The organism is Gracilibacillus orientalis (genome assembly GCF_900114645.1).
In the GTDB taxonomy this organism is placed as follows: Bacteria; Bacillota; Bacilli; order Bacillales; family Amphibacillaceae; genus Gracilibacillus; species Gracilibacillus orientalis.
Genome location: NZ_FOTR01000005.1, coordinates 56701 through 80983, shown reverse-complemented (window position 1 = coordinate 80983; position 24283 = coordinate 56701). Strand labels below are relative to the sequence as shown.

At 34.9% G+C, this 24283-nt stretch carries 27 protein-coding genes; 11 read left to right on the top strand and 16 right to left on the bottom strand.

All coding sequences use genetic code 11. The features are described from left to right. Positions 1-9 precede the first annotated feature (9 nt). The 5 genes from BM121_RS10860 to BM121_RS10840 all read right to left on the bottom strand — a co-directional run bounded on the left by BM121_RS10860 (position 10) and on the right by BM121_RS10840 (position 3222). Entirely contained in the window at positions 10-327 is a 318-nt protein-coding gene (locus BM121_RS10860) for a hypothetical protein (RefSeq protein WP_245780785.1), read from the bottom strand. A 58-nt stretch (positions 328-385) separates the two neighbouring features. Next, positions 386-1135 carry a GNAT family N-acetyltransferase gene (locus tag BM121_RS10855; RefSeq protein ID WP_091483661.1) on the bottom strand — a complete coding sequence of 250 codons (750 nt, stop codon included), beginning with the start codon at positions 1133-1135 and terminating at the stop codon, positions 386-388. Between the two features lie 6 nt (positions 1136-1141). Beyond that, on the bottom strand, positions 1142-2002 hold the full coding sequence (locus BM121_RS10850) for an aminoglycoside 6-adenylyltransferase (protein WP_091483660.1): 861 nt from the start codon (positions 2000-2002) through the stop codon (positions 1142-1144). 88 nt (positions 2003-2090) lie between these two features. Continuing rightward, a complete protein-coding gene (locus BM121_RS10845) occupies positions 2091-2678 on the bottom strand; it encodes an LOG family protein (protein WP_091483659.1) in 588 nt (195 codons plus the stop codon). 82 nt (positions 2679-2760) lie between these two features. Next, on the bottom strand, positions 2761-3222 hold the full coding sequence (locus BM121_RS10840) for a hypothetical protein (RefSeq protein ID WP_091483658.1): 462 nt from the start codon (positions 3220-3222) through the stop codon (positions 2761-2763). A gap of 418 nt (positions 3223-3640) precedes the next feature. Here BM121_RS10840 and BM121_RS10835 point away from each other — a divergent pair, with 418 nt between their 5' ends. Together BM121_RS10835 and BM121_RS10830 are read left to right on the top strand one after the other, a co-directional pair. Next, positions 3641-4102 (top strand): hypothetical protein, encoded by a 462-nt coding sequence (locus BM121_RS10835; protein WP_091483657.1) that lies wholly within the window; start codon positions 3641-3643, stop codon positions 4100-4102. Positions 4103-4124: 22 nt separating this feature from the next. Beyond that, entirely contained in the window at positions 4125-4718 is a 594-nt protein-coding gene (locus BM121_RS10830; protein WP_091483656.1) for a TetR/AcrR family transcriptional regulator, read from the top strand. A gap of 68 nt (positions 4719-4786) precedes the next feature. Here the strand turns inward: BM121_RS10830 and BM121_RS10825 are convergent, their stop codons facing one another. After that, a complete protein-coding gene (locus BM121_RS10825) occupies positions 4787-5746 on the bottom strand; it encodes a helix-turn-helix transcriptional regulator (RefSeq protein ID WP_091483655.1) in 960 nt (319 codons plus the stop codon). Between the two features lie 102 nt (positions 5747-5848). Between BM121_RS10825 and BM121_RS10820 the strand changes: the two genes are divergently transcribed. The 5 genes from BM121_RS10820 (at position 5849) to BM121_RS10800 (ending at position 9839) form a co-directional block, all read left to right on the top strand. Next, complete coding sequence (locus tag BM121_RS10820; RefSeq protein ID WP_091483654.1) at positions 5849-6730, top strand: SDR family oxidoreductase; 882 nt, start codon at positions 5849-5851, stop codon at positions 6728-6730. Positions 6731-6842: 112 nt separating this feature from the next. Next, the gene (locus tag BM121_RS10815) at positions 6843-7625 is read left to right on the top strand and encodes a glucose 1-dehydrogenase (protein WP_091483653.1); all 783 of its coding nucleotides are present in this window, start codon (positions 6843-6845) and stop codon (positions 7623-7625) included. Positions 7626-7866: 241 nt separating this feature from the next. Beyond that, positions 7867-8250, top strand: a complete 384-nt coding sequence (locus BM121_RS10810; protein ID WP_091483652.1) for a GntR family transcriptional regulator — start codon at positions 7867-7869, stop codon at positions 8248-8250. Further along, positions 8240-9112 (top strand): ATP-binding cassette domain-containing protein, encoded by an 873-nt coding sequence (locus BM121_RS10805; RefSeq protein ID WP_091483651.1) that lies wholly within the window; start codon positions 8240-8242, stop codon positions 9110-9112. Before BM121_RS10810 ends, BM121_RS10805 begins: the two co-directional genes overlap by 11 nt. A gap of 1 nt (position 9113) precedes the next feature. Continuing rightward, on the top strand, positions 9114-9839 hold the full coding sequence (locus tag BM121_RS10800) for a hypothetical protein (RefSeq protein ID WP_091483650.1): 726 nt from the start codon (positions 9114-9116) through the stop codon (positions 9837-9839). A gap of 158 nt (positions 9840-9997) precedes the next feature. On the opposite strand, the gene BM121_RS10795 is transcribed toward BM121_RS10800, so the two are convergent. Both BM121_RS10795 and BM121_RS10790 read right to left on the bottom strand, forming a co-directional pair. Continuing rightward, positions 9998-11071 (bottom strand): C40 family peptidase, encoded by a 1074-nt coding sequence (locus BM121_RS10795; RefSeq protein WP_091483649.1) that lies wholly within the window; start codon positions 11069-11071, stop codon positions 9998-10000. Positions 11072-11373: 302 nt separating this feature from the next. Next, on the bottom strand, positions 11374-11844 hold the full coding sequence (locus tag BM121_RS10790) for a DinB family protein (protein ID WP_091483648.1): 471 nt from the start codon (positions 11842-11844) through the stop codon (positions 11374-11376). A gap of 227 nt (positions 11845-12071) precedes the next feature. Between BM121_RS10790 and BM121_RS10785 the strand changes: the two genes are divergently transcribed. Together BM121_RS10785 and BM121_RS10780 are read left to right on the top strand one after the other, a co-directional pair. Beyond that, positions 12072-12686, top strand: coding sequence for an NUDIX hydrolase (locus BM121_RS10785; RefSeq protein WP_091483647.1), 615 nt, complete (start codon positions 12072-12074; stop codon positions 12684-12686). Between the two features lie 58 nt (positions 12687-12744). Further along, positions 12745-13302: a DEAD/DEAH box helicase family protein gene (locus BM121_RS10780; RefSeq protein WP_091483646.1), complete on the top strand. Its 558-nt coding sequence runs from the start codon at positions 12745-12747 to the stop codon at positions 13300-13302. 66 nt (positions 13303-13368) lie between these two features. Here BM121_RS10780 and BM121_RS10775 read toward each other — a convergent pair whose 3' ends face one another. The 3 genes from BM121_RS10775 to BM121_RS10765 form a co-directional block, all read right to left on the bottom strand. Next, entirely contained in the window at positions 13369-13818 is a 450-nt protein-coding gene (locus BM121_RS10775) for a DUF3995 domain-containing protein (protein WP_091483645.1), read from the bottom strand. Positions 13819-14109: 291 nt separating this feature from the next. Beyond that, on the bottom strand, positions 14110-15405 hold the full coding sequence (locus BM121_RS10770; protein ID WP_091483644.1) for an aminoglycoside phosphotransferase family protein: 1296 nt from the start codon (positions 15403-15405) through the stop codon (positions 14110-14112). Positions 15406-15473: 68 nt separating this feature from the next. After that, on the bottom strand, positions 15474-16178 hold the full coding sequence (locus BM121_RS10765; protein WP_091483643.1) for a class I SAM-dependent methyltransferase: 705 nt from the start codon (positions 16176-16178) through the stop codon (positions 15474-15476). Between the two features lie 255 nt (positions 16179-16433). Between BM121_RS10765 and BM121_RS10760 the strand changes: the two genes are divergently transcribed. Both BM121_RS10760 and BM121_RS10755 read left to right on the top strand, forming a co-directional pair. Further along, positions 16434-17582: an oligogalacturonate lyase family protein gene (locus BM121_RS10760; RefSeq protein ID WP_091483642.1), complete on the top strand. Its 1149-nt coding sequence runs from the start codon at positions 16434-16436 to the stop codon at positions 17580-17582. 360 nt (positions 17583-17942) lie between these two features. Further along, positions 17943-18698: an SDR family oxidoreductase gene (locus BM121_RS10755; protein ID WP_091483641.1), complete on the top strand. Its 756-nt coding sequence runs from the start codon at positions 17943-17945 to the stop codon at positions 18696-18698. A 294-nt stretch (positions 18699-18992) separates the two neighbouring features. Here the strand turns inward: BM121_RS10755 and BM121_RS10750 are convergent, their stop codons facing one another. The 5 genes from BM121_RS10750 to BM121_RS10730 all read right to left on the bottom strand — a co-directional run bounded on the left by BM121_RS10750 (position 18993) and on the right by BM121_RS10730 (position 24096). Continuing rightward, positions 18993-19811 (bottom strand): GNAT family N-acetyltransferase, encoded by an 819-nt coding sequence (locus tag BM121_RS10750; RefSeq protein WP_091483640.1) that lies wholly within the window; start codon positions 19809-19811, stop codon positions 18993-18995. 101 nt (positions 19812-19912) lie between these two features. After that, complete coding sequence (locus BM121_RS10745) at positions 19913-20509, bottom strand: TetR/AcrR family transcriptional regulator (protein WP_091483639.1); 597 nt, start codon at positions 20507-20509, stop codon at positions 19913-19915. Positions 20510-20605: 96 nt separating this feature from the next. Then, a complete protein-coding gene (locus BM121_RS10740) occupies positions 20606-20920 on the bottom strand; it encodes a CHY zinc finger protein (protein ID WP_245780784.1) in 315 nt (104 codons plus the stop codon). Further along, entirely contained in the window at positions 20921-21841 is a 921-nt protein-coding gene (locus BM121_RS10735; RefSeq protein WP_091483638.1) for a helix-turn-helix transcriptional regulator, read from the bottom strand. After that, a complete protein-coding gene (locus tag BM121_RS10730) occupies positions 21838-24096 on the bottom strand; it encodes an ATP-binding cassette domain-containing protein (protein WP_091483637.1) in 2259 nt (752 codons plus the stop codon). The genes BM121_RS10735 and BM121_RS10730 overlap by 4 nt, the downstream gene beginning before the upstream one ends. Positions 24097-24283 lie beyond the last annotated feature (187 nt).

Sequence of the window (24283 nt, the reverse complement as noted above, 5' to 3'; positions counted from 1 at the left end):
CTGTAGCATTCAATTAAAGATCCAGAAGGGAAAAAACACCCATTGATCGTCTACAAAGAACACCATAATAAAACCGATGATGACACCTGAACAGACAAAAAATAAATAATGCACTTTATTTTTAATCCAGTCAAACGTATATCCAATTGCCAACACTATTGGAATAAAGGTTAATCCCACTGTTAATTGCCCAATAGAAAAGCCTGCTAAAAAACTAAAAATATACATACCTACGGCAGATATCCAATAATAATAATGTTTCCCGCCAACAGCTAAAATAAAGGAGACAAATGCTGTAATTAATGAGGAATATGCGAGGATGGTCAACAATGGCCTCACCTCAACTATTTTCTATTTTTAATACTCTCATAATCTATTCATTTGTTCACTTGGTTATTCTATACCAATATCGATATGCTTCAACGAAACCTGATTTTGTGTATAGGTTTATAGCCTGTTTATTATTTAACATCACTTGAAGATAGGCTTTTTTTGCCGCGTGATTCTTTCCCCATTCCAGAATCGATGAAACGATTTCCATGCCATATCCTTTATTTCGATGCTTTTCACTCGTTACGATATCATATAATCCCAACCATCCATCTTCTAAGACTCCCATTCCACAAGCGATAGTTTCGCTGTTGTTAATCAAACGAACATAACACACATCTGTATTGATATTTTTTAACATCTGTTTAAGTGTATGCTGGTCCGTATCATCTATATGATTTAATTCACTAAAATCAGTAAACCATTCATCAGTTAATTGATTAGAAATAACTGCCTTATCCGACATGTGTGTTTCGCTTTCCTCTAGTGATAAACATTGAACGCTTGTCACCCCGACAACATTATAACCTTTTCGTTCGAGAATTTTGTCTAATTGCTTTGGGAAAACTTGTTGCGTAAGTTTGTAGATAACTTTTAGCCCTTTTTCTCGGTAAATGCGTTCACATTCTTCTATCTTCTTTTGGATATCCTCTTGAGAATCATATAGAGGATTAATAGAGTTGGCTCTTTTTGCATATCCATTGGAAAAGCGAAGTATCCAACCATCCAAATGCTGTGTTTGTAGAGAGGGGAAAGCGTTCAAGGAAAGTTCTTCTATTTCCTGAATATCAATATAATTACTCATCACCTATTATCTCCCTTGTAGGTAATATGATTCTACTAAATGTGTTGCATATCGAACGCTTTCAGCTGGATAGAAAAGATTCTTTAACTTACAAACTTCTATGGAGAGTTCTTCAAATAGATTCATCGTGTATTTTAGTGCTTCCCAAACATCTTTTTCTTCGTAATGTGAATATATTTGCGCGAATTTTGCCACAATTGTCGGATCAGACCATTCTTCAAAAAATCGAAAGCCATGCCAAGTGTTATACTCTATTCCGTTCTTTAATTTGGAATGCGTTCTATTTAACGAGATAAGTAGGTTCTTCATATAAGTATCACATATCGATTTACCTTCTAATAACTCACCCCTGCATATTTTTTTAGCAGCGAGAACTGCATGGTACCAAAAATCCTGCATTGTATTCTCTATCTCTTCTGACATATCTTTTTTGCTAAGATCTGTCTTTATATTCTTTTTAATAGTAGGTATGATATTATCCTTATCTATTAATACTTCAATACCTTTTCCAAAAACGCTTAACACTTGATATTGAGATTTCATTTCTGACACTGCTGATATAGGGAAGCAGGCAAAGTCGACGTCAAGCCCACCTTCAAATAAAACCCTTCGTTCTATACCTCCACCAACTGCTGTATTTTCAAGGAAAGTAATATGTGATTTGCCTATCTGTGCTAACCATTTTTTATGATAAAGTAACGAATTAGGATTTTCTGCAAATATAACTAGATCTAGATCCGAATATTGATCGGCTGGTTTTTCCTGTCTTGCTCTAGAACCGACTATTATCACCGCTCGGATATTTTGCTCTTTGTCAGCAAATGATAGAAACCTTTCTATTATTAGATCATAAGTCAAATTAGCCACACTTAGCTACCTCCCTATCTTTTCCTTCTAACATTATCATTTAGTTACCGTTGTACTTAGGGAAAATAGTAGTTTGCGGCTCAATCTATTAATTTTTCTCTGTCGGTCCATTTCCCCATTTATGTATGTAAGTTCCTTCATATTTTAACAATCGATCGATTAATTTTTTTGCATCATTTTCTATTAAGATTAATTCCTTATATTCCGGTTTCACAAAGCCTTGCTCTATCATATGGTCAAAAAGAGTCATAATCGGATCATAGTAATTATTGATGTTAAGGAGTGCACATGGCTTCTTATGATAGCCAATTTGGGCCCAAGTAAACACTTCAAACCATTCTTCTAATGTCCCTGTTCCTCCCGGTAACGCAACAAATCCATCAGCATAATCTGCCATCATCGCTTTTCGTTCATGCATGGATTCAACTACATGTAGTTCGGTCAGTTTTTCATGAGCAATCTCTACATTTTTTAACTTTTGCGGGATGACGCCGATCACATTACCACCAGCTTCTAAAACACCGTCAGCGACAGCACCCATACACCCTACATTAGAACCTCCATAAACAAGGTCCATCCCGTTTTCTACTAATAGTTGTCCTAACCTTTTCGCCTCTTTTACATAAATAGGATCTGTTCCCGTACTAGATCCACAATATACTGCTAACCTTTTCATTAAATTACCTCACCCATTCATTATTAGTTTCAAGAAAATCTCTTCTTATCCTACTATATTAACGTATACCTACTATTATACTTTAGAATGTAATTTCCAACATTTCTTTCATATCTTCTAGTAGATCTTTATGCGTGTTGACAGTGATAAGAGGTTGGCTTGAAGTATTGGGCTGATCATAGCTGAATAGAATGATACCATCCTCCAAAACCTGGAACCCGTAATCTCCTCTGTCTGTATTGGTATTCTCGCCTTCAGAAAATTGAAACATATAGTAATTAGCATGATTCTCCAATACCCCGATTAGTTCATCGTTATCAATTTCTTCCGCTTCCAATCCCTCCACCATCGATAACACTTGCTCTATCTTTTCCTGGTCTTCTATTTGCTTCAATAGTTTATCTGAAGTAAAGTTATTTTCTACCTTTTGAACAAATAATGTATTGACAAAGTCTTTATTATCTACTTGAACCGTTTTTTGCTCTGTAGAACAAGCACATAACAGACTAATAAGCACAACTAGTATTACTGATAACTTCCTCAATGATTAATTGCTCCTTCCATTAATTGTTTATAAAGCGAGACTATGATCAGGGTGTTAGCGTCTGCCCCACTTAGCTTCCTTGTGTTACTTGAAGCATGAAGTAGGGATAACAGACGGTTAGCACCGTGATAAACAGGGATTTCTCCGTCCCATAGTTCTATTTCTCTTTATATAAAAGAGACGATTTCACCACGTGTTAAGTTTCATTTATCCATATTAAATTAATGTTACAATTTTGTATCTTTTCCTGTTATATAAGCCTCGATGCTAGTATAGCTGACGAAGTTAATGAATGATCACGAAAATGCCAGAAAATCTGTACCTCTGATTTATTGTCTTGTAAAACGTTTGTTTTAATGATAAAATCTGATTGACTGATCAAAATAAATATTAATTAATCAAATTAAGGAGTGGTCTTATGGATAATGTAGAAGTGTATAAAAGCCTTCCTGGTTGGCTTCAACGGATTGTCCCCTTTATAAGTATTGTCTTGTCGTTATTAGCTTTTTCCTACGTTTTTTTTCGTTACACACAAGGAGATTTAGAATTTGTACATTGGCTGAGAATAATTATTTTTTCAATTATAGGAGTCGTATTACTATTTTCTGCTATTACCTTCGCCTTCAATAAAGAGGAGTCTTGGAAATTACTCATTGGGGGATTGACTTTACTACCCATACTTTTAATGTTGCAGCTTTTCTTACTTATTTTAAAAGTGATACGAATAGTTATTCAATCCATTTTTCAAGGAAGTGTTCCTGAGCCAATTAGAATGTTTATCGAGAACTATCCGAGTAAATTCGATATAATCATATTAAGCGTGCTCTTTATTATTGGAGTGATGTGGATAATCGATCAACTAAAAAAGCCTCAAAAGTAATCTATATGCAGGAGGAAAGAGAATGGAAAAGCAGCCGTCTTTTATTACACAAGCAAGAAGAGAACAAATCATCGAAGCGACAATTAAGGCATTGGACGAAATTGGCTATAAAAGTATCAGCCTAGCCAAAATAGCAAAAATAGCAAAAGTTAGTACAGGACTAATCTCTTATCATTTCTCTGATAAAGAAGATGTATTAAATAATACACTTGTCTATTTGTTAAAAAAACAATATGACTATATTAAAGAAAAAGTTGATGAGAGCAAATCTGCATATGATCAACTCATTACTTTCATAGATACATCTTTGGCGTATCAAGGTACCCATTACGTTCACAACGTGGCATTAATTGAGATTATCTTTAATGCCCGTACACCAGATAATATACCTTACTATAAAGTATCGGATGATGAAGAAGATCCATTATATGTACTATTACAAGAAATATTACAAGATGGGCAGAAAACGAAGGAATTTAGCACATTTGATACTAAAAATGTCTCCATCATCATTCAAGGCGCTATTGGTGAAAGTATGCTAATGAATCAAGAAAACTTTAACTTAGAGGCATATAAGAATGAATTAGTAACAATGGTGACAAAGATGGTCAAATAAGCTGAGATAACTCTTTTATCATGGTGCTAATCGTTTCGTAAATCCCCACTGATGGAAATCTCACTTTATCATCTATTTTGGTGAAATCTAATAGCTCTCCTAGCCAACGACACAATTTCATCTGTAAGATGCGCAGGTGAGACTATTTTGATTTGATCACCAAATCCTAAAATATACTCTATGGCTTCCTGTCGATCATTGAAACGCAAAACTGCAGGAAGCCAACCTTGTTCATTTGCACTTTTCTTCTCGATCACTTGGACAAATTTTCCTGTAAACGTTATTCTCTTTATGATGGACGGGGCAATCTCTACATCGACATCATAAGCGGGCAAATTCCGGATAAAGTTGTCTTTTGATTGTTCCCAATACGTAGCTAAATGAAAATTAGCTGGACGTTCAAATCTTTCCATTTCCATTTTTGCGGAATGAATTCTTGATGCTCGATAATTTCGTAATTCTCCATTTCTTGATGCAACAAGATACCATCTGTTACCTTTTGCAACTAAGCCTAATGGTTCAATCAATCTATCTTCTTTGTTTCCATCAGCCTTCTCATAGTGAATTTTCAGCTTTTTATTCCCCAAAACAGCTTGTTGAATGGTTTCAAAGGCAGTCACTTTTTCTTTAGATTGCCTCCAAGTACTAACATCTATATGAATTCTATCCCACATTGCTTGAGCATCCGCTTGATAATGAACTGGAAGGGATACAAGTAGATTGTGTCTAGGATCTATCGAATGGGTTAACCCCAAATCTTGAAGTAACCCTTTGGAAGGAAACACAAATAAAGCTTTCATCTCCTCTAATGTTATCGTACTTAATTTACTTCGAAAGTTATCTAATAAGCGCCAACCTCCCCATTTGCCTCTTTCTGCAACCACTGGTATTCCTACTGTACTTAGTGCATCCATGTCTCTAATAATCGTTCTGTCTGAGACTTCTAATTCACCAGCCAATTCCTTCGTAGTCATTTTACCTCTGTTCTGCAACAAAACCATGATATTAATTAATCGATCCGCTCTCATCCAATTCACCCTTTACGTAAAATATATATTTTAATCATGACATAGGATGTCGTATTTGTAGTATATACTTTAGTTCAAAGCAAAGAAAGGAGACAAAACAATATGAATTCTTTAAAAGGGAAAGTCGCTGTAGTAGCTGGAGCTACACGTGGAGCTGGACGAGCTATTGCAGTCATGCTTGGCAAAGCTGGTGCTACTGTATACGTAACCGGTAGAAGTGTTAGAGGAAAACCTTCTGCGTTGGGACGACCTGAAACGATTGAGGAAACGGCAGAACTTGTTAATCAACAAGGTGGAAATGGAATAGCTGTCAAAGTGGATCATACTTTGGAACAAGAGGTTAAAGTGCTTTTTGAAAGAATTGAAATGGAGCAAGGTAAGCTTGACATTCTTGTCAACGACGTTTGGGGTGGAGACCCATTAACTAATTGGGACCAACCTTTCTGGGAACATAATCTGCACAATGGTTTAAAAATACAAACACAAGCAGTGCATTCCCATATCATTACGAGTCACTACGCTATCCCCCTAATGATAAAACAGAGAGAAGGTTTGGTTGTGGAAATTACAGATGGAGTCAATTATGACTATCGAGGGAATCTATATTACAGCCTTGCCAAAATATCAGCTATTCATCTTGCAGAAGCAATGGCTCATGATCTAGAGAAACATCAGATTACTGCTGTTGCTGTCACACCAGGTTTTCTTCGGTCAGAGGCTATGCTTGATCACTTTGGTGTTACAGAAGAAAATTGGAAAGAGGCAACTAAAATTGAACCTCATTTTATCGCATCAGAATCGCCTTACTATATTGCAAAAGGTATTGCTGCTTTATCATCCGATAGGGGCATTTTTCAAAAAACTGGACAAATCTTAAGCTCTTGGGAATTGGCTAAAGAATATGATTTTACAGACACTGACGGCACTAAACCTGATTGGGGTGACTATTTTAATAAGACATTTAACGGAAAAGCAAAAGAATAAGTGTGTTTTTTCTCTAAAAATGGGAATAGTATGGATGAGAATTATATGGCATTTTCTGTTTACAGGTCAGAAGTAAATCGATACCAACAACTTACGAAGGAGTGAATGGCTAATGAATCGTTTTGAAGACAAAGTGGTTGTCATTACTGGTGGTGCTTCTGGACTCGGCAGGGCTACCGCTTTAGAAGTAGCAAAAGAAGGCGGCAAACTTGTACTTGTCGATTTGGACAAAGAAGGTTTGGAAGAAAGCCAAGATGAAATTAAAAAAATAGCTCCTCAAACAAAAGTAGAACTGGCAGAAGCTAATGTTGCTAAAGAAGAAGATGTTTCCCGTTATATTCAATTTACGATGGATACATTCGGCAGAATTGACGGGTTCTTCAATAATGCCGGTATTGAAGGAAAACAAAACTTAACGGAAGACTATGGCATTGAGGAATTCCAACGTGTATTGGATATTAACTTAAATGGTGTATTCTATGGAATGAAACATGTGTTAAAAGTAATGAAAGAACAAGGATATGGATCTATTGTTAATACAGCATCAGTTGGAGGAATCAGAGGTGTTGGTAATCAATCTGGCTATGCAGCCAGTAAACACGGTGTGGTTGGTCTAACTCGAAACTCCGCTGTGGAGTATGGGCAGTATGGTGTAAGTATCAAGGCTATTGCTCCTGGTGCAATTATGACAAATATGGTCGAAGAGTCATTGAAACAAATGGGTGGAGACGATTGGGAAGCAGCCGGAAAAGAGTTTATCAGTGTCAATCCAATGAAACGATTCGGTAAACCGGAAGAAGTTGCTTATCTCGCTACATTCCTTTTATCCAACCAGGCGAATTTTATCAACGGTACAGTTATCGCTATTGATGGTGGCCAGTCCTTTCAATATTAATGACCTTATCACAAAAAAACGGCGCCTTTTTCCAGGTGCCGTTTTTTTGTTTCACTTTCATGAAATCCCCGCTATACCAAGCACACTCCTTTCATCAATATTCCCTACACGCATTCCTTTTTTAATTAACAATAGCAGTAGCAAAATAAATGGTCTGCTAACTATTGACATTTATCCCACCACCGTCATATACTTATATACATAACTATACAACCATTACACCAAAGGGTGGTGAAAGCTGTTGAATCAGGATTTTCATGATAAAAAACCGATATTTATGCAGATAAAAGAAAAAATAGAAGATCAGATCGTCAATGACCAGTTAAAGGAGAATGAGCAAATTCCTTCAACAACAAATATGGTGCATTTTTATAAGGTCAATCACATCACTATATCTAAAGGTACTAACTTATTAGTGGATGAAGGCATCATTTATAAGAAAAGAGGTGTAGGAATGTTTGTGGCACCTGAAGCGAAAGAGAAGTTATTCAAAAAACGGCAAAAAAAATTTGCAGATGATTATATTATGCCCATGATGCAGGAAGCGAAAAAACTGGGATTAACAGACCAATATATCATTGACTTAATTCTAAAAAAGAAAGGTAGTGGAAATGATGAAGTTTGATGTATTTCTCGAAAATGTCACGAAAGAATACAAAAAATTTGTTGCATTAAAAGACATTTCTTTTACACTTGAACCCGGCAAAATATACGGATTAATTGGAAGAAACGGAGCTGGGAAAACAACATTACTTTCATTATTGGGATCTTTGATGGAGCCTACTTCAGGCCAAATTCAGATTGGTGGGGAGACACCGTTCGAAAATAAAAAGATCATGCCCTATGTAAGTTTTATTTTCGAAGTGGATTATAAAGATGAACACGAACCTATCACAAGTTATTTTTCATTCGCCAATCAATACCGACCAAATTTTGATATAGAGTATGCAAAGGAACTCGCAGCACGGTTCAAACTGCCATTGGATAAACCAATTAGAAGTTTATCTAGTGGGATGCAATCTGCTTTAAATGTTACTCTTGGACTCGCTCACCGTAATCCTGTCACGATATTTGATGAAGCGTATGTATCGATGGATGCTCCTACTCGTGAAATATTTTATCAGGAAGTTCTCGAGGAACAGCAACGTCATCCGCGAATTATGATTTTATCGACTCATCTAGTATCTGAAATGGATTATTTGTTTGATCATGTCCTGATACTAGATCAGGGGAAACTCATTGTTAATGAATCATTTGAAGAAATTATCAGCCGTGGTGCTTCTGTTACGGGTATAGCAGAAACTGTCGATACATTCGTTAAAAATAGGAATGCATTAAGCACACAAACACTTGGCAATACAAAATCCGTTATGATATATGGAAATTTAAGCGATAATGACCTCTTTGAAGCGGAAAAGCTTGGCCTTGAGATCGGTCCAGTTTCGTTGCAGGAATTATTCATTCACCTAACAAAGGAGGTAGAATAGTATGAACACGAAAAATAATACGATGTTTAAGGTAGCAACAGATTTATTTCTTTTTCAGATGAAATGGACACTCTGGTTTATTCCGGCCGTTTTAGGGTTTTATTTGTTTCTTCCTATAGTTCTTAAGGAAATAACAGAAGTGGAATTAAATTTTTTGTCTACTATGTTTAATCCATCTAAAATTTATATGCTCGTTATCGGTATTATCTCTGCCCTAGCCTTTTTCAACCATTATGTACAAAACGGGATTACTCGTAAAGATTATGTTAGCGGATCCGCTATGGCAGCTACAGGAGTAGCCTTTTCTATCATGATCATCGCAAGTATCATTAATGGTATCCTGCATTTAATTGAGCCATTGACAGGTTTTTCACCTAGCAACACCCATATTGCATTCTTAGATACAACATCTATGTGGATCATACCCATACTTGTCTTTAGCTTGATCATATTATGTTACTATATAGCTGGATGGATGATTATCGCAGGTTTTCAACGGCTCGGTGGCTGGGGATGTTTCGTATTTATCCTGATCGCTTTATTGTATTTTTCATTAACTGATTTATTATGGCAAGGAGATATATCACACCCATTAATAAATGCTATTGGTATCACTGACCCTAATCTTTCAACCCCTGCAGCACTGTTTTGCACCCTAATTCTAATTGCTGTGGGACTATTATTGATTCGCATGTTAACTAAAAGCGTAGCAATCCAACCTAAATAAACTTAAGAGGCTGTCCCAATGTAATGGTGACGGCCTCTTAAGTATCTTACAGTTCAACTCTATTCATTTATTCCATAAAACTTTTCGATAGATAAGCCTAACCCCAGTTTTTGCAGAATTAGTTGATCGACTAGAAACTTATTGCCAAGTACTTTCCTTTAATAAAATCGTTTAAAACTTTCAAAGTGTTTCTTCCAATAAGAATTATCCAAGCTAGTGATAACAACCCCACTGGAACCTGCATGGATAAACTTATTATCTCCTATATAGATACCCATATGAGAGATACCAGATTTATAGGTTCCCTCGAAGAATACTAAATCTCCTACTTTAGGATTGTTCACATAATGGGAACGATCATAGTAAGAAGAACTTGAGTAACGACGAAGATCCATCCCCGCTTCGTTATAAACATAGTATATGAATCCACTGCAATCAAACCCACTTGGTGTTGTTCCTGCCCATGCATAACCAGTACCTTCCAGACTTTTTGCTACGTCAATAAGCTCGTCGACATTATAATCTACATCTGCGGTGGGTTTGTTACTAGAACTGTTATCCTTCGAAGAGGATCCATTACTTTTTGCTTCCCCGATGTTTAATTTTTGACCAATATTAATTCTATCCGTGCTTAGATTATTCCACTTCTTCAACTTAGCGACCGTCACATTATGCTCTGCCCCAATATGGGAAAGCGTGTCACCGGATTTTACAACGTATACGGTGGAAGACCCCACACTTTCTTCTTTAGGTTTAGAATTTGAAGTGGAAGTATTATCTGTGTTAGAGCTACTACTAGTGTTTGACTTCTTAACTACTAAAACATTCCCAGGGTATATTAATGTAGTATCTAAATCATTCCATTTCATGAGGTTACTAAGAGAAATATTATGTTTGGATGCAATGGCACTTAAAGTGTCACCGCTTTTCACGGTATGTTTAGCAGAACTTGTTTTTTCCGCTTGGCTGCTGTCTTTATCCTTATTTTTTTCATCACTACTTGAAGGAGTTTTATCAGTTTCTAGAACTTGATTAGGATAAATGACATCTGAAGTGAGTTTATTGATATCGACTATTGACTGAACATTTGTATTATATTTTTGCGCAATCTTCCATAAAGAATCTCCACTCTGAACTTTATATGATGCTGCTTCTGCTTCGTCTGCACCTACCATTGCCGCTGCGATTGCTGCACCTAATGTAACCGACATTACCACTTTTTTATTTGCCAATTTCCATATCCTCCTATTTATGATAATTATATTTTTTAGTATTGATTTAAAATAAAGTTCGATTAAAACACATACTTAGAAATACGTTAATCGAAAATAGTGCAATTATGTAGGTCTTTTGTGCTAATGTGTATGACTTTATTTCAAATCTACTCAAGGATATTATATCTTTTTTTAGAAAAAATTGATAGATAAATTGATAAATAACTAAAAAATTGTTAGATTTCCCCGAAAAATAAGAGGGAAATGAAAATCATGAAAAAATAAGCATCATTGCTCATTTTAAAATTCGACCATAATTATTAAAAAGTATAGTTAATTCCATTATTGCTATCCCACATTCCAATTAGTTTCCTTATCTGTAAAATTTGTCCGATGTGATATGCATTGTGTAAGTTTATATATGAAAGACTTTCTGAATATTTTTCTAAATAATCTTGGTCACAACATTTAATTTCATATTCCCAGTCTTCCATCGTTGTCAAAATTTCACTTACCAGCGACTTCCAACTCACTTCCTTTGCATTACGAAATGTTGCGTTATTATCCGCAACACTAACATCATCAGGTATTTCTTTAAATCTATTTAATTCAAGTAAATTATAGAAATATAAATGATGAACAATCTCAGATATAGAATGTGTAGCACTTTCACTTTTATAGGAAGCTTGTTCAGAACTAACCCCCTCTATTGCAGTCTTCAAAGATACAAACCAAGTGTCTTTGTTATGACACGCTTCAAATTGTTTCAAAATAAGTTCCTTTTTATTCACTTTTTTTCACCCCTATGTTTGCTTTATTCATTCATTTAATGATGATGCTATTTTATCATCTGTATCGTTTAAAGCTAGTCATTAGGGGTTTTTTACATTGCTTAATAACAGACTATTGAGTAATCTACTGGAAATAATTAGGGCTTGTTGTGATATACTTAATACTAATAGACAGAAAGAATAATAGTCAGGGATAGGAATCTAACTTTATTAAGGTGGAATATACTATGAGCGAAGAACTAAAAATTTATGATGGCAAACGAAATGAATTAGGCATCGCAGATAGGGATGAAGTGCACAAACGCGGATATTGGCATGAAACATTCCAGTGCTGGTTCGTCGATCAAAAAGATGGCATAAATTATATTTACTTACAACAACGTAGCAATGAAAAAAAAGATTTCCCTAACCTTTTTGACATAACTGCTGCTGGTCATTTACTCTCAACTGAAACTGTTACAGATGGTGTCAGAGAAATACATGAAGAAATGGGAATAGATGTGAATTTTGATGAGTTAATATCATTAGGAGTTTTAGAAGACCCCATCGAAACAAATAACTTCCTGGACATGGAATGGGCTAATGTATATCTATACCACTTAAAAGATACCGATGAATTCAACTTACAACAAGAAGAAGTTTCTGGAATGGTAAAGACAACGATTAATGATTTTTCTGATTTGTGCTTTGACAAGAAGAATGAAATGAAAGTGGAAGGTTTTGAAATCAATGAAATCGGTCAGAAAACCACCATCAATAGAAACATAAGTTTAGACAATATTGTTCCACATCGGAAAGCTTATTTACAACAAGTTGTGGAACAAATTTCTCGGCATTTTTAATATGAAATACTATCTTTGATAGAAGCAATATAGGAGATTAACAAAAAGGAGTAAAAAAATGAAATTCGTCTTAATTTTTGGACCACAAGCTGTTGGAAAAATGACAGTCGGACAAGAGCTAGCCAAGATAACAGAATTAAAATTATTACATAACCATATGACCATCGATTTACTAGAGCCATTCTTCGGATTCGAAACTGAAACATGGAGATTATCAACGCTGTTTCGCGAGGAAATAATGAAATCCTTTGCGAAAAGCGAAAACTATGGAATGATCTTCACCTATGTATGGGCATTTAATGAAGACGAAGATTGGAATTTTGTGAAAAATATCTGTCATATATTTGAATCTGAGAATGCTGAAATATACTTCGTTGAGTTAGAAGCTGATGTCGATCAGAGAGTAATACGTAATAAAACACCTAACAGACTTGAACAGAAACCAACAAAAAGAAATATTCAACAGTCTGAAGAAGAGCTCCTTAACTCCTTAAATGCCTACAGATTGAATTCAGAGCCAAGGGAAATTGAACGAAAAAATCACCTAAGAATAAACAATACTGAACTAAGTGCAGAAGAAGTCGCGAGCTTGTTAAAAAAGGAGTTTAAATTATAAAGTGAGACCTCCATCAGTGGGGGTTTCACGTTTATCTTTGCTAAGCAGCCTGGCAGTCAACAATCATTATAACTTCCTAACTGAAAAAAAGTAACATATACCGCCAAACATCCAAAAAGGTTCCCAAAAAACTAACCTCCAAAAAGTTGCAGAGGAATCCAAGTCAAAATCTAGAATATTGATCGCACTTAATGTAATCGTGATAAAATTGAGTAAGCCGTATAGAAATAAAGCTACTCCTGCAATTTTTGTCATGTAATAAAGGGTTTTAGTTATTATAATATTATGCCATTTAATAAGAATCATCAGTAACAAAAGAAAACCAAATAGTTTAAATACACCAGTTAACCATATTACAACAACAAACGAGGGAGCAGGATTTAACGACATTTCATATATTGCCCCTCCTAGGGATCGAACACCAAGTAAACCACCCATTGCCCAATAGAAACTCATACTTGCAAAAATAACGGTCCAAACCATTCCCAAAGATATGAACCAAAAATTTCTTTTCAATGGAATTAGCTCCTCTCCTTTTCTGCTTAACAAATAGTTAGTGAATTAAGAATTTAATCAAAGGATACTTAGGTAATAATGATTGTTGTCATTCCTCACGTCTATATATATTCTACCTTAGCATTTATATATCTTTTTTTGAACAAGCATTGTATGTTGTTAAAATCATAACTCTTTTAATATGAAAAGATTTTTTTAATCTATATATCTTACCCCTGCTCCTATAGATTTTACAAATCAGATTTTTTCTTTAACAGTAACTTTCTTATACCACATTAGAAACAGTAATAACTAATCAAATGCTGACAATCTAAATATATGATTCAACCATTGATCTACATAATCGTTAACTACCCATTGTTTATCTACATTGTCAGCGAAGTTTGGAAATATAAATTGCTGATAAACCGTCAAATAGTATAATGGAGCCAATATTCTAATAATCCGATATTCATTAAGTAAATGTTCAAATGTATCAAATTCTTCCCATTCTTTAATATAGCTTTCTAACAAACTATTGCTCTGATTGTTTGAAAATATTTCACTTATTTCTTCTAATATTACCACGACACTTAGAAATGGATGTGTTAATGAACTATCCGACCAGTCATATATAATTGGTTGCCCATTTTGGACGATGATATTTCCGCCAAACAAATCACCATGATCTAAAGCCTTTGGTAAATACGAGTCATCTAATTGATGAACAAGGGACAACATAGAAGGTATACTCTGTTTCAAAACAGTGTAGTTAGCTTTGGAAATATAATTACTATCGACTAATCCCTCCAGAGATTGCTCTAAATAATTGTTCAGCACCTCTACCAAAGGCCTTTCTGGACATCCTAATTTTTGAAGCCTTTTTTTATGTATATAAGAATTTTTTTGAATATCAATTATTCTATGGACAGCTTTTTGCCAGTGCTCAATCTCTTTAGACTTTCCAAGAAGATCACCTTGAATTTCGCTCATTATATACCAATTTCTGTTTTCATTTATTGCTATGATTTCGGGGACATATGAAGGGTATTGTCCCGATATATATCTATGAACAAGTGCTTCATGTGCAAAAGTTTTTGGTACTGCTTTAAAATAATAGTTTGTTTTACTAGTTTTAACCTTAAATAATGCTGCTCGTTCCCAGCTTCTCATTTGTATTAATGTAAGACTTCCATTTTTAAATACTTTTTGCTCAACCCAATATCTCATTTCCTTTTGCCGACCAGGTTCAAACCATGATACAGAACGATTAAATGTATTATTCAACACGTTAAGTAATAGCTCCTTTTTATCGTCGGAAACTTGATCTTTTAGTGATGGAATAGATGATATTTTTATCCAAACATATTTATTATTGTTTTTTAAATCATCCAATGCTTCTAATTCATAAATACGCAATTCTTGGTAATTGCATCGTAGTACGTTTGTTTTTAATTTGAATTCTTCCATAAAGAAATGATTAATAGTCGATGTGACCGCTATATGAAAAGTATCAAATTCAAAAGCAGGTAAAAAAAACTTTTGGTTTAGTTGATTAAGTAACAAACTTTTATTGTCTTTTGAATACACTATGAATTTCAAAAGCATTCATTTCACCTCACTTTAATTTTGAGAAAGGTAGGTATTGATACTGTATTTTGAATACCTCAAAAATACTAATCCTTCTTTGCCACAAATGTTATCGCATTCGATTTTAATAAAACAGGTTTTCCATTACGTATAATTTGGTATTCCAACGGTTTGACTAACTGATTGATGACCTTCCAACCATTATAAATGTTATTTAATTTATTTATCATTTCGTCTGTTGGAATATTGATCTCCATGAGTGCTTCTAACTGCTTATTTGTTTCTATTTCCAGTTCTTCTACTTCTGAATTTATGATAATACAGTTAATACCACCTTTTTTGGTGCCTTTAACCATCCGATTAATTGTATCTTCAAGGGCATTGTCCGAATTAACATGTTCCAGGCTAGATACTGCAACAATCAAATTATATTCATCATCTTGTATTGAATACTCTCCTATATCAGCCTTTTCTGTTTCAATTATATCTTCCACATCAAATTTCTTACTGTATTCTATTAATTTATCAATAGCTGAATCCAGTAAATCAACACAGACAACTTTTCCACCCTTACCTTTAATTTTTTCCGCGATAGGAATACTATTTCTCCCTATACCGGCACCTAAATCCAAAACATTAAGATGATCTTTATCTTCCAATAAAGGTATTAATTCCATTACTGTCTTAACAGGTTTATATAACCAGGAACCCTTTTCAAATAATTTGTAATTATCATAACAATATTCATGATACTGCTTTTCTTCATTGCGAATGAATTCTATCCTATTCATATGCTCCCTCCAATTTTATGCTTTCTTATCGGAAACTATCAAACTAAAATTCAAAACTGAGTAAACCTGCAAGAAAAGTAATACTTGTATAAGAACCATAAGTTGTCTACCAAATGCTTTGAGTAAACCAACAGGATAGCTTACAATAAAGTTACTACAAATACTTCTTTTTGAACAACAAAATGAATACGATTACATTTAGACGATGAAATACCTATGCAGGTAAATCTTTGAAAAAGAAAGGGTTGGAATTCTATGTCCAAAAGTACAATATGGCCAGCAGAACGGAAAAGCTTCGAAGATCGATTTTCAGGAGTAACCATAACACAATTAACTGATTACACAGGACACAGTCATCATCTGTATTTTACGGAAAACGGTTGGTATGATAACGGCAATAAGATATTATTTTGCTCCGATAGGGAAAATAAAACAAATTTATTCAGTCTTAATATTTCCTCCGGAGAAATTGTACAGTTGACTGATCATGATACGACGTATGGCAGTTTATCTGCGTGTTTACATCCAACTGAACAAACGGCCTACTTCAGAAAAGAACATCAAATTATCGAGATTGATTTAATCACATTGAAAGAAAGAGTAATCTTTGAAGGAGATAAATCCCTTGTTGGAGGTAATATTAACTGTACTGCGGATGGCAAATTTATTATTACATGCTTACATGAGGATTTTAAAAACAAATTTCCAATTGATTTAAAGAATGGTTATGTGGGTCATCGTGAATTAATGGAAGCAAAACCATACTCTCAAATTCTAAAAATAAACATTGAAGATGGAGACGCAACCGTAGTTTACGAAGATCATAATTTTACCACTCACATAAATACGTCACCAAAACATAAAAACCTGATCACATTCTGTCATGAAGGGCCGTGGCAACTTGTCGATCACCGAATATGGGGGCTTAATTTAAATACCCAAGAGACATGGAAGATTCGTGAGCGAAAAGAACCTTATGAAATGGTCGGACATGAATACTGGTTTCCAGATGGGGAAAACATTGGATATCATGGTTTTCGAGCGGATGGCACAGCCTTTTTTGGGAAAATCCACTACAACAATAAAAACATGGAGGAGGTAGAGTTTTCTTTTCGCAATTGGCATGCCCATTCTCACGGATTTTCTAGAGTAGTAATAGACGGAAGAGCTCCACTTGATAAATTAATTGTCTGGGATCAGGTTAATGGGGAGTTCTCTAACCCTAAAATGTTGTGTGAACACCGTTGCAGTTTTCATGTTCAAAAAGTACACGCCCATCCCAGATTTAGCCCGGACGGTAGCCAGTTATTATTTACCAGTGACAAAAATGGCTACGGAAATTTATATTTAGTTGATTTACCGAAGAATTTTGAGACTTTACCGGATTTTAATATCAATAATTAAAAGTGAGACTTCTATCAGTGGGGATTTTACGGACAATTAACATCGTTATAAAAAAGGATTGTTTTTTAACAAAAAATGAAATAACATAAAATTAGAGATGTATCGAAAGGAGAATTCTTCTATATGTGTCCAATCTTGTAATGCATAATTCATCAAAATAAATAACTGCTTACCCATAACATTAACGGGATAAGTACGTCTATTTGTTTGAATAATTATCATTACAGGGATGCGTGGTATGGAGGTATAAATATCCTTTGACTAGGCAGATCCTATTTGGGTCTGCTTTTGTTTTTTGGAGACAGATACATCTCTATTCCCCTTTTATCAAGTGTCCCTATATATCGGGGGTAAATTAAAATGAATGATCGTCAAAATAAAATTGCATTAATTACAGGGGCCAGTAGTGACAAAGATATGGGAACCGCTATTTGTCGCAAGCTAGCAGCTGAGGGTATTGATATTTTTTTTACGCACTGGAAATCAAATGCTGATTGGATAGAGAAGTTTCAACAAGAGATTAGAAAAATGGGTGTTCGCTGTGAAAACTTGCAAATAGATCTGTCTGATTCTGATGCGGCCTTTGAAATACTCGATACAGTTACCCAAAAGTTAGATTTACCATCTATATTGATCAATAATGCAGCGCATTCCACAAGAGGTGGATATGTAGAGTTAAATGCCAAAACGCTTGATGAGCATTATGTGGTCAATATGAGATCAACTTTTCTCCTTTGTGTTCAATTTGCTCGCCTTTTTGAAAAAACTAATTTAGATGCAGGTAGAATAATCAATATGACCTCTGGGCAAGATTTAGGTCCTATGACTGGAGAGTTAGCCTATATAGCGACTAAAGGGGCCATTTCAAGCTTTACTAGATCCTTGTCACAAGAACTTGCCCCATTAGGAATTACGGTTAACGCCGTAAACCCAGGTCCAACTGATTCAACTTGGATGACGGATGAAATAAGAAAATCACTTTTACCTAAATTTCCAATGGGACGAATTGGTACACCAGATGATGTGGCACGTATCATTAAATTTCTCGTTAGTGATGAATCTGAATGGATAACCGGGCAGATTATACACTCTGAAGGTGGATTTATGAAAGGTTAGAAAAAAGTTTAAAACAAAATAGAAACAATGAGGCTATATCAATGAATTACAAATAATCATTGGTATAACCTCATCTTTAATACAAGCCTACAATACCCTCACTACACTCTCTAGAAATTATCTGAACCATTGTATCTCCAGCTTCTTGAATAAACACTATCGCCTTCTTTTCCATTTCAGTTTCATTGTCTTTTGAAGTAAAAGAGGTGGGTTTAGATAAATACTTTTCCCACTACGGAATATCTTCACAGGAAAATAAAGAACAGTATTTATATAAGTAGGTACAGTGAATGGTTATGCTTTAAGTTGAAACACATTATAATTTAACACTTTTTGTAATCGGACTGATTCAGCAACCAGAATGGAGCCAGTGTTTTCATCATCACAGTTCCAAACAGGTTTTTTATTATGATCAACACAAAAGTTTACACATGCTAAAGCTACAGCCTTAGCATAGCCCTTTTTTCGATAAGCTTCATCGGTCATTAACCCTAATTCACACTGATTATTTGTCGCAAACAGTGATAAGCACCAACTGGCTATAGTATCGGATTCAACGACACAATACCCAATTCCTTTGTTTAAAAAATGATCTACAGATGGCCAAGCTACATGTATCCATTGGGTCACCAAATCAAGGTTTTTCAATGAGGAATCTCTTAAAAGCTGCTCATTAACAGGCTTAATGGCTGCATTATCCTGAAGAGGCTTTTGAGATTGGAAACCCTTAGTTTCATCCAGAGTATAAAACCTTTTGTTTACAGTTGTGGATTCGATTTGGTCGATAATCTCTAGCTCAAGTACTTGTTTCCATTGTTCACTGTCATAATACAAATTTATGATGGGAAGACCTTTTTTTCTTATATTAGGTAAAAATTCATTTATGATCAACTGGTAGAGTTTTTTATTAAACTCCTTGTTTTGCGTTTCCCCCGCAACAAGCACTTCGAAGTTTATTCCATATAACACCACCGATTTAGGATCATTTATATCATCAACAAAAATGTCGCCACTAGTATTTCCTTCCAAAACAGAATGAATGATAATTTGGTGATGAAATGACTTAAATAATGGTTTAACCTTAAAATATTGAGATCTAGGTAATAAAAACATATACACCTTCTCCTTTACAATAAGATTTTATGAAAACAGCTAATTATTAAACTGAACGTTCAGTTTAATAATTGTTCAAAAAATAACTTCCAATTAAGAAGTTATCTTTCAATAATTCCATATAGCAATACTTCAATTGCAGCATTATAAAGCTTGTAGAATTTTTCTTCATCATAACCTAAAAACTGGGTAATGCTCATTCCGGTAAGCGTACTATAAAGAATATATGCTAAATCTTCAGCGGTTTTGGACGTCTTGAATTCCTTAGTTCGCATTCCTTCCTCAATTATTTGGAGAAATACGTTGTACTCTGGTTGGATAAGTTGGCTAATGTTTTCTATCATCATATTATCTAGATTTTCCGAACCAATATATTCTGAAACTGTTTTGGATAATGGACTTTGCATGTCTGAAGCGTAGAAACGTCCTAATAAGTATAATTTTTCTTTCGCTGTGCTAACATTATTAGCCTGATCTTCCCACTTTCCTCTCCATTCTTTAGAGGCCTCTTCCACCGTATAGAGAAACAATTCCTCCTTACTTTTAAAGTGATAATAAATACTTCCTTTACTAATCTGTGAAAAGGAACGTATATCCTCCATGGAAGTTGCTGTATAACCTTTCTGTTCAAAAAGAACTTTCGCTTTATCGGAAATTAATTTCTTTGTTTGGATACCTTGCCCAACAGGTCTAGCCATAAGTACACCACCTTACTAATATTGATTCAATTAATAAACTGACCGATCAGTTTATTAAAGTTATTATAGTTCACTATTCATTAAATGTAAACATTTTTATATTTCAAAATACTTACTATAGTGCTTGGCACAATTAGGGTTAAATGTGGCATTACAATTATCACATTGCTGATAATGAATATAGGCATCTATTGTTAGTTCATTGAAACAGTTTCCACAAAGTATGGCTTTTTCTTGAAAATCTTCTTTTTGCCATAATTGTCGCTCATGGTCGGTGCTTTCATCATGACATTTATAACAGGGGAAATATCTGTTACAGCATGTAAACTTAATGGAAACTATATCATTTTCTCCGTAATAATGTTTACATCTTCCTGCTGAATCGATTGGAAAACCAAAAATCTCCATCATTTACACCTCTTCTGAATCTTTATATAATTTTTTTATATCATTTAAACATTTAATAAACTTTGGAATTAGCTCTTTAGGATAAACAATACGGACTTTATTTCCGAAACTCATAATCTGACTTATAGCTCGATCATTGGAGTAATAATTTTTCTCTACAGTTATTGTCCCGTCTAGAGAATCCACTATCTCGTCCTCCCGGAAATTATCTAATACTTGTGCTCTAGCCTCTTGGCTAAACCGGAGGCAAACAGTGAATGGCCTTATGTCACTTCCTGATTTCTTATCACTATTCTCGTATATATCTTCAATTGTATAGGGACGTCTGATAAAATAGCGATTTGTGTTATACGTTTCAACTATACGGGTCAGTTTAAATACTCTGGGTTCATTTCGCAATAAACAATAAGCCCAAGTGTACCAGTGATAATCACTTAAAAAAATTCCCATAGGTTCAATCGATCTCTTTGTTTCAGTTCCAGTATAATTTACATAGCGAATCCCTATCACTTTACAGTTTTGAATCGCTTTATATATGGTTTGAATATGATTTGAATCGGATAAATGTAATTGGATATTTTTATCTTGTGTAGTTTCGGGGTCAATTAATTGGTTAATCTTCGTAATTAATTCATTGATGTCCTCAAATCCAGTAGCCTTTTCAATGCTTGACAAAGCCCATTGAATGGAAAGTAGCTCGTCCAAAGTTAGATACTTTTTATCCAATAAGAACCCATCCATTAATTCATAACCGCCTTCTTGGCCAGGAAGCGATAAGATAGGAATCCCCGCACTATTAAGGGATTCCATATCTCTATATATAGTTCTCTCCGATACCTCAAAGTATCTCGATAATTCAACTGCCTTCATTCTTTTCCTATGAATCAGTAACATAATGATCCCTAATAACCGATCAATTTTCAAGGTAAGACCTCCTGTATATCATTTCTTAGATAATGTGCGGTTAGAGAGTTGCTCCTTGCTACTAAATCGTGTGGCGTACCCGTGAACAAGATTTCCCCTCCCCTTTTTCCGCCACTAGGTCCAAGATCAATAATCCAGTCTGCTTGTTTCATCATATCTAGATTGTGTTCAATCACAATGACAGTACTACCGTTATCAACTAAACGATTTAGAATGGCTAATAAATGTTCAACCTCCGACATGTGAAGTCCAGTCGTCGGCTCATCAAGCACATAAGTGTTACCAGATCGATGTAGCTCACTGGCTAATTTAATTCTTTGACATTCACCACCTGATAATGTACTCAATGGTTGACCTAATGTCATGTAGTCTAGCCCTACTTCCGATAATGCTTTTAAAGTATGAATTACTTCCTTCCTTCGAAAAAATGAAAGTGACTCTAATACTGTCATGTCTAAAACATCTGAAATGGATTTTCCATCTAACTTATACTGAAGAACTTCATCTTTGAACCGCTTACCATTACACGTTTCACAAGTGTCTCTAACACTCTCAAGAAATGCAAGATCCGTATAAATAAATCCATTGCCATGGCACTCTGGACAAGCCCCCTGAGAATTAAAACTAAAAAATGATTTACTTACCTTGTTGGCACGAGCAAAGGAATCTCGAATTGGATCCATAATGCCCGTATAAGTTGCTGGATTTGACCGAATTGAAGTACTCACAGACTTTTGGTCGATAACAATGGTATCTGGATGCTGTGTCAAAAACTCATCAAAAATCAATGTACTTTTCCCTGATCCAGCTACACCAGTAATTACAGTAAGAACACCGCATGGTATATGGACTGTCACGTTCTTTAAGTTATGTTTTGTTGCTTTGACAATAGAGAGAGAGCCGTTAAATTCACGGATTTTCCTTTTTAATAGTTGATTATATTTCATATATCTTCCAGTTAGCGTATCCGCATCATATAACCCTAGAATACTTCCTTCATAAACAATTTCACCACCGTTAGTACCTGCCTGTGGCCCAACATCCACAACATGATCAGCGAATTCAATAACATCCTTGTCGTGTTCAACCACGACTACAGTGTTTCCTTTGTCTCGGAGTTTTTGCAACATTCGATTGAGGCTATTTATATCACGAGGGTGCAGTCCGATACTAGGTTCATCAAAAATATACATCATATCCGTCAGACTGCTATTAAGATGACGTACCATTTTTACACGTTGCGATTCACCCCCAGACAAAGTTGATGTTTCACGGTTCAGCGTAAGATAATCGAGCCCCATGTTCACGAGAGATTGTAAGCGACTCGCAATATTTGAAATAATCGGTTTTGCAATTGGATCCTTTATCATTTCTATTAACTTTACCAATTCACTTACTTCCATAGCTGCCCATTGAGCAATGTTGTAACCATCAATTTCACACTTTAATACTTCTTGATTTAACCGAGTTCCATTACATACAGAACAATGTTTTAAGGTTATAAAATTCTTAATATTATCTGGTAATTGGTTGGTTTCTTTTTTTAAGTACACACGCTTAAACCTATCTACAACTCCTTCAAAATACTTAACAGGTTCATTTTTCAAGGGCAGTTTGATTTTCTTGTCCTTTCCATGTAATAACGTTTCCCACTCTGTATCCGTGTAATTTATTAGCTTTTTCTTTGAATCGAATATCCCTGAAATCAAATGTTTCTGCCAATACCAAGTTCCCGCAGCGAAAGTGGAAAACAAAATGGCTCCTTCATTTAGCGATTTCGCCTTATCAAATAACTTCTCTATATTCGGCTCTATACTTCGTCCTATCCCCTGACACTTTGGACACATCCCTTTTGGATTGTTGAAAGAAAAGACATCTGATTCGCCAATAAAAGGCTTTCCAATACGAGAAAATAATAGGCGCAACAATGAATTAATATCAGCGACTGTACCTAGTGTTGAACGTGAATTTCCTCCTAAACGTTTCTGGCTAATGACCACTGCGGGGGAAAGATTCTCAATGGACAATGCGTCTGGCTGGCTATATGTTGGTAATCGATGTTGAATATACGTCGTAAATGTTTGATTCAACTGGCGCTGAGCTTCCTTGCTTATTGTGTCGAATACGATTGATGATTTGCCAGATCCAGAAACACCCGTAAATACAGTTATTTTCTTTTTTGGAATAGTTAGTGTTACATTTTTCAAGTTATTTTCATTCAATCCGAAAAGTTTAATAAATTGCTTGTCAACCATAATTAACCACTCCTGTAAAGTTAGCTATCATTATATAATCTAAAGACCATTATACAGGAGTACCCTGACAACATTATGTCAAGGATTTAAAAAATAAATTAAATTCTAAGATGTAAGTAATGTACGTAAATACTGGGACAAAACATGATGTTATGCCCCTGCTAATCGGTTTATTTATCTAACACTA

Bases quoted from the DNA above. Each gene is read 5' to 3' on its own strand.
- BM121_RS10825 (WP_091483655.1), bottom strand. From the start codon at position 5,746: ATGAGAGCGGATCGATTAATTAATATCATGGTTTTGTTGCAGAACAGA.
- BM121_RS10830 (WP_091483656.1), top strand. From the start codon at position 4,125: ATGGAAAAGCAGCCGTCTTTTATTACACAAGCAAGAAGAGAACAAATC.
- BM121_RS10855 (WP_091483661.1), bottom strand. From the start codon at position 1,135: ATGAGTAATTATATTGATATTCAGGAAATAGAAGAACTTTCCTTGAAC.
- BM121_RS10745 (WP_091483639.1), bottom strand. From the start codon at position 20,509: ATGGCTAGACCTGTTGGGCAAGGTATCCAAACAAAGAAATTAATTTCC.
- BM121_RS10730 (WP_091483637.1), bottom strand. From the start codon at position 24,096: ATGGTTGACAAGCAATTTATTAAACTTTTCGGATTGAATGAAAATAAC.
- BM121_RS10820 (WP_091483654.1), top strand. From the start codon at position 5,849: ATGAATTCTTTAAAAGGGAAAGTCGCTGTAGTAGCTGGAGCTACACGT.
- BM121_RS10815 (WP_091483653.1), top strand. From the start codon at position 6,843: ATGAATCGTTTTGAAGACAAAGTGGTTGTCATTACTGGTGGTGCTTCT.
- BM121_RS10740 (WP_245780784.1), bottom strand. From the start codon at position 20,920: ATGATGGAGATTTTTGGTTTTCCAATCGATTCAGCAGGAAGATGTAAA.
- BM121_RS10805 (WP_091483651.1), top strand. From the start codon at position 8,240: ATGAAGTTTGATGTATTTCTCGAAAATGTCACGAAAGAATACAAAAAA.
- BM121_RS10765 (WP_091483643.1), bottom strand. From the start codon at position 16,178: ATGAATAGGATAGAATTCATTCGCAATGAAGAAAAGCAGTATCATGAA.
- BM121_RS10785 (WP_091483647.1), top strand. From the start codon at position 12,072: ATGAGCGAAGAACTAAAAATTTATGATGGCAAACGAAATGAATTAGGC.
- BM121_RS10755 (WP_091483641.1), top strand. From the start codon at position 17,943: ATGAATGATCGTCAAAATAAAATTGCATTAATTACAGGGGCCAGTAGT.
- BM121_RS10780 (WP_091483646.1), top strand. From the start codon at position 12,745: ATGAAATTCGTCTTAATTTTTGGACCACAAGCTGTTGGAAAAATGACA.
- BM121_RS10835 (WP_091483657.1), top strand. From the start codon at position 3,641: ATGGATAATGTAGAAGTGTATAAAAGCCTTCCTGGTTGGCTTCAACGG.
- BM121_RS10770 (WP_091483644.1), bottom strand. From the start codon at position 15,405: ATGCTTTTGAAATTCATAGTGTATTCAAAAGACAATAAAAGTTTGTTA.
- BM121_RS10750 (WP_091483640.1), bottom strand. From the start codon at position 19,811: ATGTTTTTATTACCTAGATCTCAATATTTTAAGGTTAAACCATTATTT.
- BM121_RS10800 (WP_091483650.1), top strand. From the start codon at position 9,114: ATGAACACGAAAAATAATACGATGTTTAAGGTAGCAACAGATTTATTT.
- BM121_RS10845 (WP_091483659.1), bottom strand. From the start codon at position 2,678: ATGAAAAGGTTAGCAGTATATTGTGGATCTAGTACGGGAACAGATCCT.
- BM121_RS10760 (WP_091483642.1), top strand. From the start codon at position 16,434: ATGTCCAAAAGTACAATATGGCCAGCAGAACGGAAAAGCTTCGAAGAT.